Annotated in this window: 14 protein-coding genes and 1 pseudogene; 11 read left to right on the top strand and 4 right to left on the bottom strand. The window is 38.4% G+C overall.

Annotated elements, in window-relative coordinates; translation table 11 throughout:
- Positions 1-2 precede the first annotated feature (2 nt).
- The gene (locus ACKGJN_RS15735) at positions 3-311 is read right to left on the bottom strand and encodes a helix-turn-helix domain-containing protein (protein WP_409540514.1); all 309 of its coding nucleotides are present in this window, start codon (positions 309-311) and stop codon (positions 3-5) included.
- A 207-nt stretch (positions 312-518) separates the two neighbouring features.
- A pseudogene (locus ACKGJN_RS15730) lies at positions 519-721 on the bottom strand (helix-turn-helix domain-containing protein).
- A 416-nt stretch (positions 722-1,137) separates the two neighbouring features.
- Between ACKGJN_RS15730 and ACKGJN_RS15725 the strand changes: the two are divergent.
- From ACKGJN_RS15725 to ACKGJN_RS15710, 4 genes are read left to right on the top strand one after another with little or no spacing between them, the layout of a single operon-like run.
- Positions 1,138-2,337 (top strand): hypothetical protein, encoded by a 1,200-nt coding sequence (locus tag ACKGJN_RS15725; protein ID WP_409540513.1) that lies wholly within the window; start codon positions 1,138-1,140, stop codon positions 2,335-2,337.
- Positions 2,338-2,913, top strand: a complete 576-nt coding sequence (locus ACKGJN_RS15720; protein WP_409540512.1) for a condensin complex protein MksE — start codon at positions 2,338-2,340, stop codon at positions 2,911-2,913.
- Positions 2,897-6,580, top strand: coding sequence for an ATP-binding protein (locus ACKGJN_RS15715; protein ID WP_409540511.1), 3,684 nt, complete (start codon positions 2,897-2,899; stop codon positions 6,578-6,580). Before ACKGJN_RS15720 ends, ACKGJN_RS15715 begins: the two co-directional genes overlap by 17 nt.
- Before the next feature lie 3 nt (positions 6,581-6,583).
- The gene (locus ACKGJN_RS15710) at positions 6,584-7,438 is read left to right on the top strand and encodes a DUF7281 domain-containing protein (RefSeq protein ID WP_409540510.1); all 855 of its coding nucleotides are present in this window, start codon (positions 6,584-6,586) and stop codon (positions 7,436-7,438) included.
- A gap of 280 nt (positions 7,439-7,718) precedes the next feature.
- Here the strand turns inward: ACKGJN_RS15710 and ACKGJN_RS15705 are convergent, their stop codons facing one another.
- Positions 7,719-8,357, bottom strand: coding sequence for a nucleotidyl transferase AbiEii/AbiGii toxin family protein (locus ACKGJN_RS15705; protein ID WP_409540560.1), 639 nt, complete (start codon positions 8,355-8,357; stop codon positions 7,719-7,721).
- A 46-nt stretch (positions 8,358-8,403) separates the two neighbouring features.
- Positions 8,404-8,898 (bottom strand): hypothetical protein, encoded by a 495-nt coding sequence (locus ACKGJN_RS15700; protein WP_409540509.1) that lies wholly within the window; start codon positions 8,896-8,898, stop codon positions 8,404-8,406.
- 275 nt (positions 8,899-9,173) lie between these two features.
- On the opposite strand from ACKGJN_RS15700, the gene ACKGJN_RS15695 reads away from it, so the two are divergent.
- The 7 genes from ACKGJN_RS15695 to ACKGJN_RS15665 all read left to right on the top strand — a co-directional run bounded on the left by ACKGJN_RS15695 (position 9,174) and on the right by ACKGJN_RS15665 (position 15,609).
- Positions 9,174-9,464 (top strand): helix-turn-helix transcriptional regulator, encoded by a 291-nt coding sequence (locus tag ACKGJN_RS15695; protein ID WP_409540508.1) that lies wholly within the window; start codon positions 9,174-9,176, stop codon positions 9,462-9,464.
- 15 nt (positions 9,465-9,479) lie between these two features.
- Positions 9,480-10,664, top strand: a complete 1,185-nt coding sequence (locus ACKGJN_RS15690) for a VapE domain-containing protein (protein WP_409540507.1) — start codon at positions 9,480-9,482, stop codon at positions 10,662-10,664.
- Positions 10,665-10,887: 223 nt separating this feature from the next.
- On the top strand, positions 10,888-11,745 hold the full coding sequence (locus tag ACKGJN_RS15685) for a toprim domain-containing protein (RefSeq protein WP_409540506.1): 858 nt from the start codon (positions 10,888-10,890) through the stop codon (positions 11,743-11,745).
- A complete protein-coding gene (mbpA, locus tag ACKGJN_RS15680) occupies positions 11,735-12,244 on the top strand; it encodes a mobilization protein MbpA (protein WP_409540505.1) in 510 nt (169 codons plus the stop codon). The genes ACKGJN_RS15685 and mbpA overlap by 11 nt, the downstream gene beginning before the upstream one ends.
- Positions 12,241-13,098: a relaxase/mobilization nuclease domain-containing protein gene (locus ACKGJN_RS15675; protein WP_409540504.1), complete on the top strand. Its 858-nt coding sequence runs from the start codon at positions 12,241-12,243 to the stop codon at positions 13,096-13,098. The genes mbpA and ACKGJN_RS15675 overlap by 4 nt, the downstream gene beginning before the upstream one ends.
- Before the next feature lie 11 nt (positions 13,099-13,109).
- Entirely contained in the window at positions 13,110-13,418 is a 309-nt protein-coding gene (locus ACKGJN_RS15670; RefSeq protein ID WP_409540503.1) for a DUF6730 family protein, read from the top strand.
- 433 nt (positions 13,419-13,851) lie between these two features.
- Positions 13,852-15,609: a sensor histidine kinase gene (locus ACKGJN_RS15665; RefSeq protein WP_409540502.1), complete on the top strand. Its 1,758-nt coding sequence runs from the start codon at positions 13,852-13,854 to the stop codon at positions 15,607-15,609.
- Positions 15,610-15,750: the final 141 nt, after the last annotated feature.

Below are 15,750 nucleotides of genomic sequence, written 5' to 3'. Positions count from 1 at the left end.
GCTTAAAGTAAATCAAGATCCTGAAGTTTCCGGCCAAGTTTATCATCTTCGGCTAGGCTATTAAAATCCTTTTCAAGATTTAATACCTTGAGCACATTGAAGTAAATGCCAATAGCGACCGATGGATCGCCCTTCTCAACCCGGTACAACGTAGCGCGGTGGATGCCGGCACGTTCTGCGACCTGCTCCGCAGTTAGCTTTCTACGCTTTCGCGCAAGCTTGATATTCTCACCTATTCCATCAAATATTTTCTGATATTTGGGAAGGAGCAATGCTTTTTTAGAGTTCATTAAGTCGCTTATTAACGACAAATATATAATTTTAGATGTAAATAAGCGACATTATTGTTCAAAACTTGGATATAAATTGAACAACATCCGCTTTGCTTGAATCCTGATATCTACAGAATTCAACTATTTATATATTCAAATTTTCATCCTATTGAAAAAATAAAGTATACCATTTTTCTATGAGTTTGACATACTTCTCCTGATGTCCACTTCAGGAGAGCAACTCGCCTACTTTTTGGAAAGGTCTTTCTCGCTTACCGGTGCCTGTATGTGCCCAAACATTTTTAAAACATGGTTTACCTTTGCAAGGTTTAAATTTTCTTTTCCCTGTCTATTTTTCGTACCACGGTTAGTGCAATTCCCACACGTTCAGCAAATTCTTCCTGGGTGAAATTATTTTCCTTCCTTTTTTCTTTTAAAAACTGAAAGATCCATAAAGCTCCCCGGAATGTAAAGGTTTAATAAGCAATTTACACATTGAAGGGTTTTTCACTGAAATCTCCTTATCCAGAACTGTCCCGTGACGATCAACAATAAGCTCATCTGCTGTACCAGGAGGCCAATTGCAAAATCCACAGCAATTTACACTGACATTCAAAAAAAAATTTGGCACCAACCTGGTAGTTTTTAAAGAGGAAAAAAATATATAAGAAGTTCAAAAAAAATAATTTCCAACCTAAACAAGGACTAAAATTAACTTCACCCTTGCGCTAAAAAAGCTATACCCGGTATTCATAGTAGAAGGCTGAAAGAATCTAGCCAAAAGGTTCTTCATTTCTAAATAATTCAAGTGGCTCCTCTCATTTGAAAATGCTATCTTGACCACCTGAATATCTTGATTTTGTAAATGAACACTTTCTCCACTTTAAAAGAACTTCTCAGGGCGCTCCAAATGGAAGAGAAGCTGCTTTCTGAAATGTTTGTTAAAAGAAAATCCCTGGCGTACCGGTATGACTACGCTTTGGAAATGGTGGATTATAAAGAGGAAAAAATCCAGTTCCTTATAGATCATTCGGTAATCTATAAAAATGACGAGTATCTCGAACTCGATACGCAGTACCTCGAATTTTTTGAAAATGTGCTTGGGGTAAATGAGGAGATAAATACTTTCTATATCAATGAAAATATTCGGAGCGTACGGGAAAACATAGATTATTTCCTGAACGAAAAAAATGAGGTCAGGAAGTACAATTATCTAAGGTTTATAAAAAACACCTTTAAAAAGATCGCCTTAAGCACGGTGAGAAACGTGGTAGATCTGCGCCGCAACATAGACACGACTTTTAAAAACGAGCCTAACTACAAAAACAAAAAAGCCAAACTCGAAAACCTGGATCGCAAAAGGCTTGACATCAAAGATCTTATTGAACAAACAGAATATTTGATCTCAAACGAAGAAAAAACCTTCTTTAAATCGGCTCTGGATGAGGAGCTGAATCTTATCATCGTTCAACTAAAACGCGATCTTATTGAATGTTCACATAACCTGATCGAAACCGAAAAACAGATAATAGAATTTCTGAACCAGATCAAGTACCAAAGCGGCATCATAGAAAAACTTCGCAAGATAAAATACTTAAAGGATCAATTCATTATCGAAGCCAGTACTGATATTAAAAAAGTATTGGCCCAACGGCATTTAGTGGTCTTTGAAAAGCAACCCACCTATCCCGTAAAACTTTCTCTGGATTTTCTTACTACAGATGAAGCTTTTGAAGCCATTAAAAAAATTGGCTCCCGAATTAAAACAAAAGCAGAAATTAAAATTCCCGTAGCCGAAAATATCTCCCGGGACCAACTGGATACACAAATAAAGGAGGAAGTTTTGATCAACCTGGAAGAGGTGAAAAACAACTTTATGGCAACCGGCAATAATCTTTTCAGTTTTCTGGTGAATTATGATTTTTTGAAAGAGGTTTCTTTTGCTGAGCGGGTAACCATATATTGCCAGTTGATCTCTCAGTACGAAGATATATTGGAGATCAGTTCCAGTTATGAAACCTATCAAGATATAGAATACACCATTGTTTATCCAAAACCCAATTAAATGCAGGAATTCCCCAAACACACCGCCGAGATTTTCGAGGTCCTGAGCAAAGGAAAATTTATTTGTTCCAACAGTTCCAATGACCTTAATCGCAAGCTATATGGAGTCCTGGAAGATGAAAATCATTATGAGCAGCTCACCTCATATTTTGAAAACATCAATTTCATTTTGGAAAAGGGAGATGGATACTTTTATTTTAGCAGAGATGAATCTAAGGTGAATTTGGAGCGCAAGCTGGAATTTGCCTTTAAGTGGATAGACATCCTGGACTTTTTTAAAACCTTTGATCCTTCTTTTGGCTCCGGTTTTCGTTTTAGCATTGCCGATATTATGGTGCGGCTTAATACAGATGCAGATCTGAAAACCAAATTAACAGGGTTAAAAAAAGTTACAAAAAAATCCAACTTCACAGACGCTGCTTCAAATCTTGCCAAATTTTTGATCAGGGACAATTTTGTGGAATTACAGGATGAAGTTTCCGGCACCTATAAAGTGCTTTCATCTTTCGCATACCTGGAAGAACTAATATTAGCAATACACATCCCTGAAGACATCGCCAATGAGATCCCTGAATAAGATCATTTTCATAAACAGTGCTGCAGCACAATATGCAGAAATAAGCCTGGACGGGAATGTCCACCTGATAGGAACACAAGGGGTGGGAAAAAGCACGCTTTTAAGAGCCATCCTGTTCTTCTACAACGCCGATAAAACAAAGCTGGGAATCCCAAGGGAGAAAAAGAATTTCGACCAGTATTATTTTCCTTATCAAAATTCCTATATCATTTACGAAGTAAAACGTGAGGATATTACTTATTCTGTAATTGCCTTTAAAGCCCAGGGAAGGGTAGCATTCAGGTTTTTTGATGCCAGGTACCATCAGGATTATTTTATAGACGAAACAGGAAAAGCCTTTCCTACATTTGAACAAACAAAAACTGCATTTGGAAGGGATGTATATTATACAAAGATCATAAGCAACTACGAGGATTATCGCAACATTCTCTACGGAAACAATAAGGGCCTGGCAGCTGAATTCAGAAAATATGCACTTCTGGAAAGCCGGCAGTACCAGAATATCCCCAGGACGATTCAAAATGTATTTTTAAATTCTAAACTCGATGCTGCTTTTATAAAAGAGACCATCATAAAATCCCTGAGTGAAGAGGAGATAAAGATCGATCTTAGCACCTACGCCCACAACCATTTAAGGAATTTCGAGACAGAGCTCAAGGACATCAAGATCTGGTCCCAAAAAAACAAATCAGGCAAGGTCATTGTTCGCTCCCAGGCTGAAGCTGTGGCCGATGCCAACAGGGCATATTCATTTTTGGAAGCGGAAAAAAAGAGTTTATCAATGCAATTAGGCTGGTTCCTGAACAACATTAAAACCAAAAAACCGGCGCTAGAAGAAGAACTAAAAAAGTCTGTATCAGAAGAATCCAGATTTAAAGAACGCCTTACCTCTCTTGAGATAAACTTCGGAAAAAAACATAAACTACTACAAACGGAAATTGGCATTATTTCCGGCAAACTCAAGAGCCTGAAAGAAAAAAAAGAGGCCTACGAAGCCAAAAATATTGAAGCTGTTTTAACCAAAGTGGGGAAAAAATCAGATGTAGTTCTTTCGAAACAGCATTTACAGGAGGAACGGCATTTGCTCACAGGAAAATTTGAGGCTATTGAACAAAAATACCAGGCCCGCCTTAACCAACTTGAAACACAGCTCGAAAAGTTTAAAAATAAATTCACTGGGGAAAGACTAAATCATCAGGAAATTTTTTCGGCTTATAAAGAAAACCTGCAGTTTAAATATGAAAGACTGATAGAGCAGATCGAAAAACAGCACCGGGAGGCTATAGCGGTTGCGGAAAATGAAATCGCGGAAAAGGATATTTCATTATTTGAACATAAAGTAAAAGAGGTAAAAATAAGGCATAAGCCAATTTTTAAAAATGAAATAGCAGCTCTGGAAGATGAAAAAAAGAAGCTGGAACAACAAATTCAAACGGCAGAAGCTACTATAGAAAATTCCGGGAAAGAAATAATCCACCTGAAAAAGGAATGGGAACTGGAAAATGCCAGGACTGAAAATTCTTATGAATCCATCAAAGAAAATTTTGATAGATCCCTGCAGGAAACCAATAAAAAAATTGGAGCCGTCCGTTCTAAAATAAACGACAGCAAAGGTTCTTTTTATGAATGGCTAAACATACATATTCCGGGTTGGGACAATTCCATTGGAAGGGTCGTTGATGAAGAAAATGTACTCTTCAGCAAAGATCTTAATCCGGAGTTAAGTGAGGTGAATGCAAATAGCTTTTATGGGATTAAGCTTGATTTAGATGCGGTGAATAAACAGGTGAAAACCCTGGCAGATTATGAAGAGGACCTCCTGAAATTTTCAGAAGAAGCCGAAAAATTGCAATCGCTAAAAACCGATTCCGAAGAAAACCTGGAAAAGGAAAAACATAATTTAAAGAAAAAATTCCGGCCTAAGATCAATACCTTAAAAGAAGAAAGTTCCACCACTACCTATCAAAAGGATCAATTCTCGCAAAAACTTTTAAAAACAGAAAATGCATTGCATGATCTGAAACAAAGCGCAGATACTGAAAGAGAAAAGGTTTTGGATACACTTCTGGAGAATAGAAAGAAATTAACCGGGGAAAAGCAAAATGCAGTTGATGCCCTGGAAAAATTACTGGCCCGGGTAAAGAGGGACGTTTCCTCCAAAAATAAAGAAAAGAAAGAGCTGCTCCTTCAGGAAGAAACTAAATTAAAAGTCCTTCTTCAGGATCTAAAAGCACAGTTCCTGAAGAAAGAAGAGGAAATTGCTGCAAGAACAAAAGAGATAAAAGATCAGGAAAAATCTGAACTTGACGCAAAAGGAGCAGATACCGGCAGGATCGAAGAAATTGACAAGAGTCTGTATAAAATTGATGGGCAACTGAATTTTATAGAAGCAAATACTCCTCTGGTTATAGAATATCAAATGGACAAACGGGAATTATTTGATAGAGAGCCGGAATTCAGAAACCAGAGATCGTTATACAATAAGGAACTGGAAGGGGCTGAAACAGAATATAAGCAAAAAGAACAGGCCCTTCTCAAAGAATTGAAAACCAGAAATGAGCAGGTAAAGGAACTGGAAAAAGAAATTGGACAAATTTTGCAGGACCTCGAAAAATATGAGGAATTTCAGAAACTGGACTTGTTCCCAGAAGTGGAAAAACTCTTAAAGAAGTATGGGGACACGGACAAAACAGAGCTTGGCGGAGCCAAACTGATTGAAAATATAAAAGAAAAGCAGTATTCCAGCATTAATAGATTAAATAACCTCAAGGAAGCAATTATAAAATTCACCGGAAATTTTGCGGAAGAGAATATTTTCAATTTCCCAACCCGCTTTAACGGCACAGGTAACTTCCTGAATTTTGCCGAAGATCTTAAAGAATTTTTGGAGGAAGATAAGATTTCTGAATATGAAGCAAGGGTCAACGAACGTTTCTCGCACATCATAAGACAAATTGGAAAAGAGACCGGGGAAATGCTTTCCAAAGAAGGTGAGATCAACCGGGTTATTCAAAAGATTAACAGCGATTTTGTTTCGAGGAATTTTGTGGGCGCCATAAAGAGTATGGAAATGCGCACTGTAGAAAGCTCCAATAAGATCATGAAAATCCTGCTTGAAATTAAAAAGTTCAACGATGAGAACGGGATGCAACTGGGAAAAACCAATCTCTTTTCTTCTGAAGATCACAGTAGCAACAACGAGAGAGCCGTTAAGCTGTTAAAGCAATTACTTGCCGAAATCAATCTTTTTAAAGCCGATGAACTTAAACTATCTGATTCTTTTGGCCTGGAATTCAGGATCGTAGAAAATGACAATGATTCGCAATGGGTGGAGAAATTGTCCAACGTAGGTTCTGAAGGCACCGATGTACTGGTTAAAGCAATGATCAACATTATGCTCCTGAATGTGTTTAAGGACAACGCTTCCAAAAAGTTTAAGGATTTCAAGCTTCACTGTATGATGGATGAAATTGGAAGGCTTCACCCAAATAATGTAAAAGGCATATTGAAATTTGCGAATGACCGGAATATCCTGTTGATCAACGGCTCACCAACAAGTTATAACGCGACAGAATACCGATATACGTACATTTTATCTAAAACGGATAAGAATTTCACCACAGTTAAAAGGCTGGTACAAAAAATACCGGCGGCAAAAAATCTCTAATCAATGAAACTTCCTCTTAGTATTGCAAAAGCGCTTTTAAAATTATCAGACGGGAAAACCCTGCCGGGAAGTGCCGCGAAACACCCGGTATTTGAAGAGCTGATACAGGAACATATCCTATTCCGAACTGGAAAAACAAGAAAAACCATAGGATTAAATAGTGCGGACAATTTAGCTTTACACCTATATAATAGGTTTACAATTAAAGACCTCAAAGCTTATGTTGCAGCATTAGAGGAAGATGAAACTTCCCGAGCATCTCTAGTAGATATAACGGGAGACTCTAAATTAAAGAACGTACGTACATTTAAGGGGTTTTTAATTAATTGCCTCTCCCCCATTTCTGCAAAATTAAATGGTGAAGCTATTACCATTGAACCCAAAGAGGGCCTATTTCATTTTATCTATGATTTTGAAAGGTTTATTCCGGCCTCTGAGGTAACGATCGTAGGTGTCGAAAATTCAGAAAATTTTAGAAAATTAAAAGAACAAGCTTATTTGTTCAAGGATATCCAGCCACTATTCATAAGCCGCTACCCTCAGAACCAAAGTAAAGATTTAATCAAATGGATAAGCTCCATTCCTAATAATTACCTGCATTTTGGCGACTTCGATATGTCCGGAATTGGGATTTACCTCAATGAATACAAAAAGCACTTTTCTGTTAAAAGCCAATTCTTTATCCCGGAGGGTTTAGAGGAACTCATAAAGAAAAGTGGTAGCCGAAAAAGGTATAATTCTCAAAAAATAAACTTCAATATTTCAGCAATTGACGAGGAAGGTATTTTAAAACTTATTAATTTGCTTCATAATTATAAAAAAGGACTGGATCAGGAAAAATTTATTTTGGAACAGTAGTTTCTTTTACAAAAAAGATCAAGGACTTTAATCGTTGTTGTTAAAGGACTTAAAGACTTTCCATATAAATGGACAGGATCTCCAAGGTTTACTTAAGCTACATGTATAATTTCAGTATCCAATGTTCACGTTTTTATCTTGTTCACGATTCGTGAACAGTTTAAGATTATGAACAAATATTCAAATGCAAAAATATTATATTCTACCTGAAGTAGTTTTGTGAAATTGCCATAGCACCTCATCTTCTTTGATGAGTTAGGATGATCTAATCACCGGAGATCTAACTGACGATGATTTTAAGTTCTTCTATAATTCTTTCAAACCTGGCCATTTGATCTTCAAAGTATAAATTGCCAATAATGGCTTCCTGTAACTTATCATCTTGTAAAATTTTCCGGAATGATTCTATGAGATATTCTTTAACCTCTTCATCAGGTGAACTTATTATTTCCTCTTTAAAATTTAAGGTGTAATTTAATAAGTAAACAATATCTTCAAAATCATGACTCATCCTGGGGTCACGGCCTCCTCTGGCAGTAAAAGCTGAAAATTTTGTAGCCAGGAAATATCTCAAGGGAAGTATTTTTATTATTTTATCTTCAACCTGAACAGGAATAGCCTTTTCAAATCCAGGTTCAAACCAGGGGTTAGCCGGAGCCCAGCCTACCTCTTTAGTAGACATTACGTCCACTTTAATATCCTGTAATCGAAACCTACAGATAACATCATCTTCCGAAGATTGAGAAAAACCGCTGCTTGTCAAAATTTCTCGTAATTCTTCCAATTCTCCAACACTTACAATCTTAAAAGTAATGTCGATATCTTTTGTGGGCCGCACATCTTCAGCTGCTGGGTCATCAATGTATAGGCTAATCATAGCTCCCCCTACAAAAACTACCTTATCATTTAATTCCCCCAGTGCATCAGCTACACGTTTGGTGGCTCTTCTGTTTATAATATTTTTTTCAACCCAATCTTTTTTCTAGTTCTTCAAGTGCAATATTTTTTTCCCGGACTTTTCCCAAACGTATGGCTTCACAAAGCACCATATATTCATAGAATAATCTATCCTTTAGGCAAGCTTCCGGAACATTTACATGAAGAGGTTCTACCGCCTGACCTCTTACTGTTCCTTTGGAATATGGCCAAACGTAAGGTTCTTCACTTTGAATTATTTTATTTAGTGGTGCTGCAGAGTGTGCAGTTGGCATTCCTCGCACTAAAGAACCAGGTTGTTGCGGGTAAACATAAGGTAACCCGGATTTGAGAAAATCCAATAGAGCAGATTTCATCAACCTTTTTTTATCTCCAAATATAAGCCCTGCTATTACTGAACGGTTTATGCTTTCGCTTACCTCGCTGCCACTTATTCCCAGTTCGTAAGCCAGATCTTTCATGTACCAGCTGGTTCCTTGTTTTGCCGCAATTTTCAACAAAACTACAACGTCATGGGGTCTCATTCCACTGTGCTTTTTCATACTATTCTTATAATGGTTCCAAATATACAAAATAATTCGCGATTCGCGAATCGCGAATTATAAAAACTCCCGGAATTTATAGTACTCAAAACTTTAAGCTAAAAGCAAGGATTCCTAAAAGAATACATACCTAAAAAAGGAATAATGATACCTGGTATTCCTTGTACGACTTCCTGCTCTTTTCCCTTCCTAGTTTAGTCGAAAATTAACCCAGCAAAGGCGCTATTGTTTTTTGCTAAACTTTAAAAACTTTCGAAATGAAAAAACTAAAAATTTTAGAACAACTGGACCGTATTGAAAAAATGATCCAGGCAAACAAAAAGGTATTAACCCTTGATGAGGCCTGTGAATACACAGGAATTTCCCGAGGCTATATGTACAAGTTAACTGCAAGGGGAGAGATCCCGTTTTCAAAACCCAGGGGAAAACTCATCTACTTTGATAAGGAAAAGCTGGACCAGTGGTTACTCTCCCAGCCAAGCAAATCCCGGGCTGAAATTGATAACGAAGCATTGAACTATGTCTTTCGCAAAGGAAAATCAAGATAATAAAACCTTTTTGTTATGAAAGCACAGCATCGACCGCTTTACCAGGTTTCAGAAGAGAAGAAAAAGAGTATCTATGATTATATCCAGCGCTATGCAGGGCGTAAGTATGATATCCGTTACGACCAGATCTCACAGGATTTCCAGATTTCCTTCAAGGACCAGAACAATTGGGAAGAGTTCGAGAGCCAATCATTTTTAGTTGAATTGGCACAAAACAGTTTGGTAGTAACTCCCGCTAAACTCGATATATTCCTTAAGTCCCACCTTGTTCTGAGGTATAATCCGATAGAGGAATATTTCAGTAACCTCCCCGACTGGGATGGAGAGGATCATATCAGGGATCTTGCTTCGTATCTCCCCTTGAAGGAACCGGTCCTTTTTGTATACCATTTCAGAAAATGGCTCGTGCGCACTTTGAAAGGTGCCCTGGAAGAAAACTATTTCAACAAGCAATGCCTGGTCCTGGTGCATGCGGAACAGAACTCGGGAAAATCAACCTGGTGCCGCTTCCTCTGCCCCCCTGCCCTGTCCAGGTATTTTGCCGAGGATATGGCCACGGATAAAGATGCCAGGATCCAGCTCACCCGAAATTTCCTGATCAACCTGGATGAACTTTCTGTCCTGGCCAAAAAAGAAATAAATGCCCTGAAGGCTTATTTCTCTAAAACCATGATCAACGAACGACTGCCCTATGACCGGAAAAATTCAACCCTGCAAAGGACCTGCAGTTTTATCGGTTCTACCAACCGTGGCACCTTTTTGAATGATGAGACAGGTTCCGTTCGTTGGTTGTGTTTTGAACTCACAGGGAAAATCGATTTCAACTATTCCCACAAAATTGACATTAATAAAGTATGGGCCCAGGCGTATCATTTGGCATACCGGGATATGGATTTCTGCCCGGAACTAAGTGTTGAGGATATTATTGAAAATGATGAAAGGAACAAAAACTACCAGGAACCCACAATGGAGGAAGAGCTGGTCTCAAAATATTTTGAGGTAAGTGTTGATCCCTCAGACTTCCTGACTGCTTCCGAGGTAATAATCCTAATAAGCTGTATTAATCCGAGGCTGAATATCATAAGTATGGGAAAGGCATTAACCTCCAGGGGTTTTCAAAGGGTGAAAGATCCGGGCCGACAAGTGTATGGGTATTTGGTCAAGCCATTGTTCAAATCCAATCCCTGGGAAATCCCCTGATGCTTCAAATAAAAAAAATAAAAAAATAAAAATATTCTTACCTACTTACCTATTACCCCCTCAAGCCTCTGGAATTGGGCCAATAGACAAGGTAAGAACAAAAAAAACATTCTTACCTAACCTACCTGATTAGGTAAGTTAGGTAAGATCAAAAAGGGTACTTACCGCCCTGTTAAACCAGCAAGGACGGCCTTAGGTAAGAAGGTAACTTAAATTTTGAATTATGAACTTAAAACAACAATCGTGGAGTAGTGCCCGTACTATTTGCATCGTAAAAACCCTTGCAAAACTAGGGCACTACCCCACCAGGGAATCGGAGAAAGAAGCTTGGTTTCTGAGTCCCCTTCGGTCAGAAACCCAAGCCTCTTTCAATGTTTCTTTAATTAAAAACCTGTGGTATGATTTCGGAACAGGAAAAGGTGGTAATGTGATCGATCTGGTGATGCTTCTGGAGAACTGTTCTTTTCAGGATGCTGAAGATTTCCTTTCTGATCCAGGCATTTCTTTTTCTTTTAGCCCGGAAATCCCTGTAGCTAAAAAAAACAAAACTGCTGTAATCGACATGGTACAGGTTCAAGGCATTTCGCATCCGGCCCTGAGCGAGTATTTGAGATCCAGGGGCATTCCGCTAGCAGTAGGTAATGCGTATTGCAAGGAAATCAGGTATGGTTTCCAGGGGAGGGAATTCTTCTCACTGGGGGTGCAAAATCATCTGGGTGGATGGGAACTGCGGAACAAGTATTTCAAGGGTTCCTGCTCCCCGAAATCCTATACCCATCTCAAAAATGGATCATGCAAGTTGTTGGTCACCGAGGGGATGTTTGACCTTCTTTCCCTGGCTGTCCTGGAGAAAGAGCTTATGGATACCTCGGATGTGATTATCCTTAACTCGGTTGCATTCCTGGCTAAAATCCAAACTCATATCCCGGAGTACGACCAGGTATTTCTTTATCTGGACAATGATTCTGCTGGTGATAGTGCAACCCGGGAACTTTTAACCCGGTTTGAGAATATCACCGATAAGCGCACTTCTTATAAAAATTTCAAGGACCTGAACGAAAAACTGAACCATGAAAAATAAGGAAATTTTAAGAGAACAAAAAGCTAAGAATCATTTAGAGATTCCAGTTAAAGTGCTGATGGATCGGGATTCCATTTCTATGGATGAGCTGCAGGTAAGACTACCTGAAGATCCAGCACTTTTCGCGGATCAAATTGCAAGATGTGTGTCTGTGGACACAAAAACTGCTCCCGGTGGTCGCAAGAAAAAAGAGGTGTTTAAGGCTAAAAGGGAATTGGTGAAATTCAGGTGTTCCGTCTATGAGAAAAAGCTGTTGCAGGTCAAGGCGAAAAGAAGCGGTTTGTCCCTTAGTGAATACTGCAGACAGGTTGCCGGAGAAAAAGATATAAAGGAACGCCTGTCTGATGAGCACTGGGAAATCTATAAATCCCTGATGAAGTTCCACAACAATTTTAAATCGATCGGGAATATGTTCCGGAAGAAAGACCCCAGGCTTTCAAAAGCGGTTTATACCCTGGCAGATGAAATTAATATTCACCTTCAAAAAATAAACAAATGATCGGGAAAGGAAAAGCCATTGCGCATACCAGGGCATCAATCAAGTATGGCTGGAATCAAGAAAAAGATGCTGAAGTTGTTTACCGGCAGCACCTGGTAGGGGAAAATCCTGCTGAGATCAACTCGGAATTCCGCTTTATACAGGATATGAAACACAATTGCCAGAAAAACACCCTGGCCTTCGTGCTTAGTCCAACCATTGAAGATGGCAAATCCCTAAAACCAAAAGACATGAAGGAACTATGCGAACGGTTTTCAAAGGAGATGAAATTAGGAGAACGCCAGGCGATTGCCTTTGTTCACCGGGACAAGGAACATACACATGTTCACCTGTACGTGAACCGGATCGATTTTAAAGGGGTTGCCTTTAACGACAGCTTTATAGGCAAGAAAAGCCAGCAGGCTGCTGAAAAAGTTACGGAACAAATGAAGCTTACCACCGTAAAAATGGTACAAATGGAAAAGGATTTCAACCTAAGGGAAATCCGAACTGAAATAAAACGTCGCCACGACCTGACGATGAAACAGTTCCATCCCAAAACATTTAAGGAATATATCGAAGCGATGAGGGTTAACAAGGTGGTGGTGGTTCCCATTATCAACAAAGCAGAAAGGTTGCAGGGTTTCCGATTTCATTTTGACGGGTTCGACCTTAAAGGGAGTGCGATCGACCGCTCGATGAGCATCGGTAATATCAGAAAGGAAATGGCTGCCACAATGGGGGAAAAAGCATTTGTAAGGAGCAACTCCCATATGAACATCGGAGACAAGGTGGTACGCTTATCAACAAATGTAGCATTGAATATTTTAAAACAGGCAATTAAAAGAACAATCACCCGGGGATTCGGGTACTAAAAAATGTAATTATGGCAAAACTTGAAGAATTATCCGAACTGCTGGTCTCAGAGATCAGGGATTTTGAAGAGGCGGTAAAACGACTGGAAAAAGTCCAGGATGCAAAGATCACCATTGACGTGACCGAATTGAAGTCGGTGCTGTCAAATCACGAAAAGGTTATAAAAAACCAGCATGCAGAGGTGCAGGGGACCTACAACAAATTCGTGAATTCATTGAAGCAGGCCAAGATCTATCCAAAATGGGCGGTGATTATGTTTATTGTTTCGCTGGTGTTGAATTGTATATTCATCTCATATCTGTTCCTTAAAGGAGGCTAGAGCAAACTTATACCAATAGAATAAGGGAAAGGGCAATTATAGTTAGAATACTATTTTAAGCATCACCCCCTACTTCCGAGCCTTATAGAGCAGAAAGTTCACACTTTCGTGTGAACTTTTTTTTGTTTTGAAAAAATAAGTCAAAAAAGCATCATTGTCAGAAATTATAAAATTTCCGTTAAGCACTGGAACACCTATTTGAAATAATTTGGTCTTCAGGAACTTATAACGATATTCAATATATTTTTTTAAGTAATTTCTGTATATTTATTACTTTCATAAGAATTTTTACAACCAGTTTTCCAGATATATGCTTAAAATATTTTCCGCAATTTTACTGTTTTGTTTTTTTTTCGGATTCTGTTTTTCACAATCTGAAATTTTAAGCGAGAAAGACCTTAATAACCAACCTGTAGATTCAATCTTGTCATGGATGCGGGCTAACAGCACCACAGCAGAGAATTTAGACGAATTTCATGCTATAGGTCTAAAAACTTTAAAACGAAGTTTAAAAACAGAAAATGACAGTATAATTGCCCAAATCCATGAATCCTTAGCTAAATGGCACGCTTATAACGGGTTGTTTTCACCGGACTCTGTGGTTTATCATGCTGAAAAGGCTTTAGCATTCCATTTGAAAGGGGACGACCAAAAAAAAATTGCAGATACTTACAGATCTCTTTCCATAGATTACTTAAATACCGGTCAATTAGACAAAGCACAAGAGGTGTTGTTCAAGTCTATTGAGTTGTACGAAGACTTAAATGACGATTCCGGCCTGGGCAGCGCTTATCGTACTTTAGGAGTCAAATTTCGGGTGATGGAAGATTATGAGAAATGCATATACTACACCAATCAGGCGATTCCTTTATTAGAGAAAACCGAAAATTATGATGGTTTAGCCATCGCACAATTCAATTTCATAATTGGGTATGGAGAACTGGGTGAATATGAAAAAGCATATAAAGCAACCGAGGATTGCCTGGAAATTGTTAGAACAAAAGTGCCGGAGCAAATTTTCATCCCTGTTCGAGCATACTCCTATCGTGGGCAAGTCTATACAAAGGCCAAAGATTATGATAATGCCCTAAAGGATTATCTGGCAGCATGGGAATTGTGCAAAAAGCATGTAGGTGAAGAACGTTGTGCCACCTACAGAACAGAAATCGGTCAAATTTACCTTTTACAAAAAAATTACGAGCAGGCTTTAGATCATCTTTTAGCCGGCGTGAACGCTTATGAAGATAAAGAACAAAATGGAATTATTCAACCCTATTTAGATTTGGCAGAAGCCTATATCCAATTAGATGATTATGAAAATGCCTTGTTTTATAAAGACAAAGCCTACACCAATTCTAAAAATTTACTGGAAGGTAAGATTGAAAATATTGAATCTGAGATGGCTATCAAATATGAAACGGAGAAAAAGGATGAGGCTCTGGCTTCTCAAGCCGCTTTGATAGATCAAAAAAGTAAGACCCAAACGCTATTTATCGTTATCGCCTCACTCTTACTAGTCTTTTTACTGTCTTTGCTTTATTTCTTTTCCAAGAGCAAAAAAGCCACCAGAATTATAAGAGCTAAGAATGCCGAAAACGAATTGTTGCTGAAAGAGATACACCACCGGGTAAAAAACAACCTGGAAATGGTAAAAAGCCTGATCGCCCTTCAATCGGCCCAAATAGAAGACCCTGCTACTAAAGATGCCATGATCGCCAGTCAAAACCGGGTGCAGTCTATGGGCATCATTCATCAAAAGTTATATCAGGGTACAAATCTGGGAAGTATTGAAATGAAGGACTACTTCCTTAATCTAAGCGAAGGTATTCTTGACACCTTTAATGCAGAAGATCAAGTGAAAATTGAATGTGCTATGGATAATTTAGATCTGGATGTAGATACCGCCGTTCCCATAGGCCTTATTGTAAACGAGTTGCTTACCAATGCACTTAAATATGCTTTTCCAAAACAGCAACCTGGCATCATTAAAATTAGTTTAAAGAAAGACACTCAGCAAAATTTAAAATTAATGGTAAGAGATAATGGAGTTGGGAAAACAAATGGTCTTGCGCCAAAAGGTACTGGTTTTGGTTCTCAACTGGTGAAATTACTCACTCAGCAACTTAATGGAACAATGATAGAACGTAATGATCAAGGAACTCATATTGAATTTGACTTTTTAATCAGATAAAGCGCAACAACATAGCATAACTCAAACAAAGGGTAACTTCCTGGGAGAGAAACAAATCTGTTTTATTGGCTATCATACATGGATTTTTTAGTTGGTTATATGTGATATATTTTGTTCTCACCAGAAAAAAAGAAGAAAGAG

This window comes from Gillisia xinjiangensis (genome assembly GCF_046298265.1).
GTDB classification, from domain to species: domain Bacteria; phylum Bacteroidota; class Bacteroidia; order Flavobacteriales; family Flavobacteriaceae; genus Gillisia; species Gillisia xinjiangensis.
The sequence above is the reverse complement of the archived record's forward strand: the minus strand, read 5'-3'. Positions and strand labels throughout refer to the sequence as shown.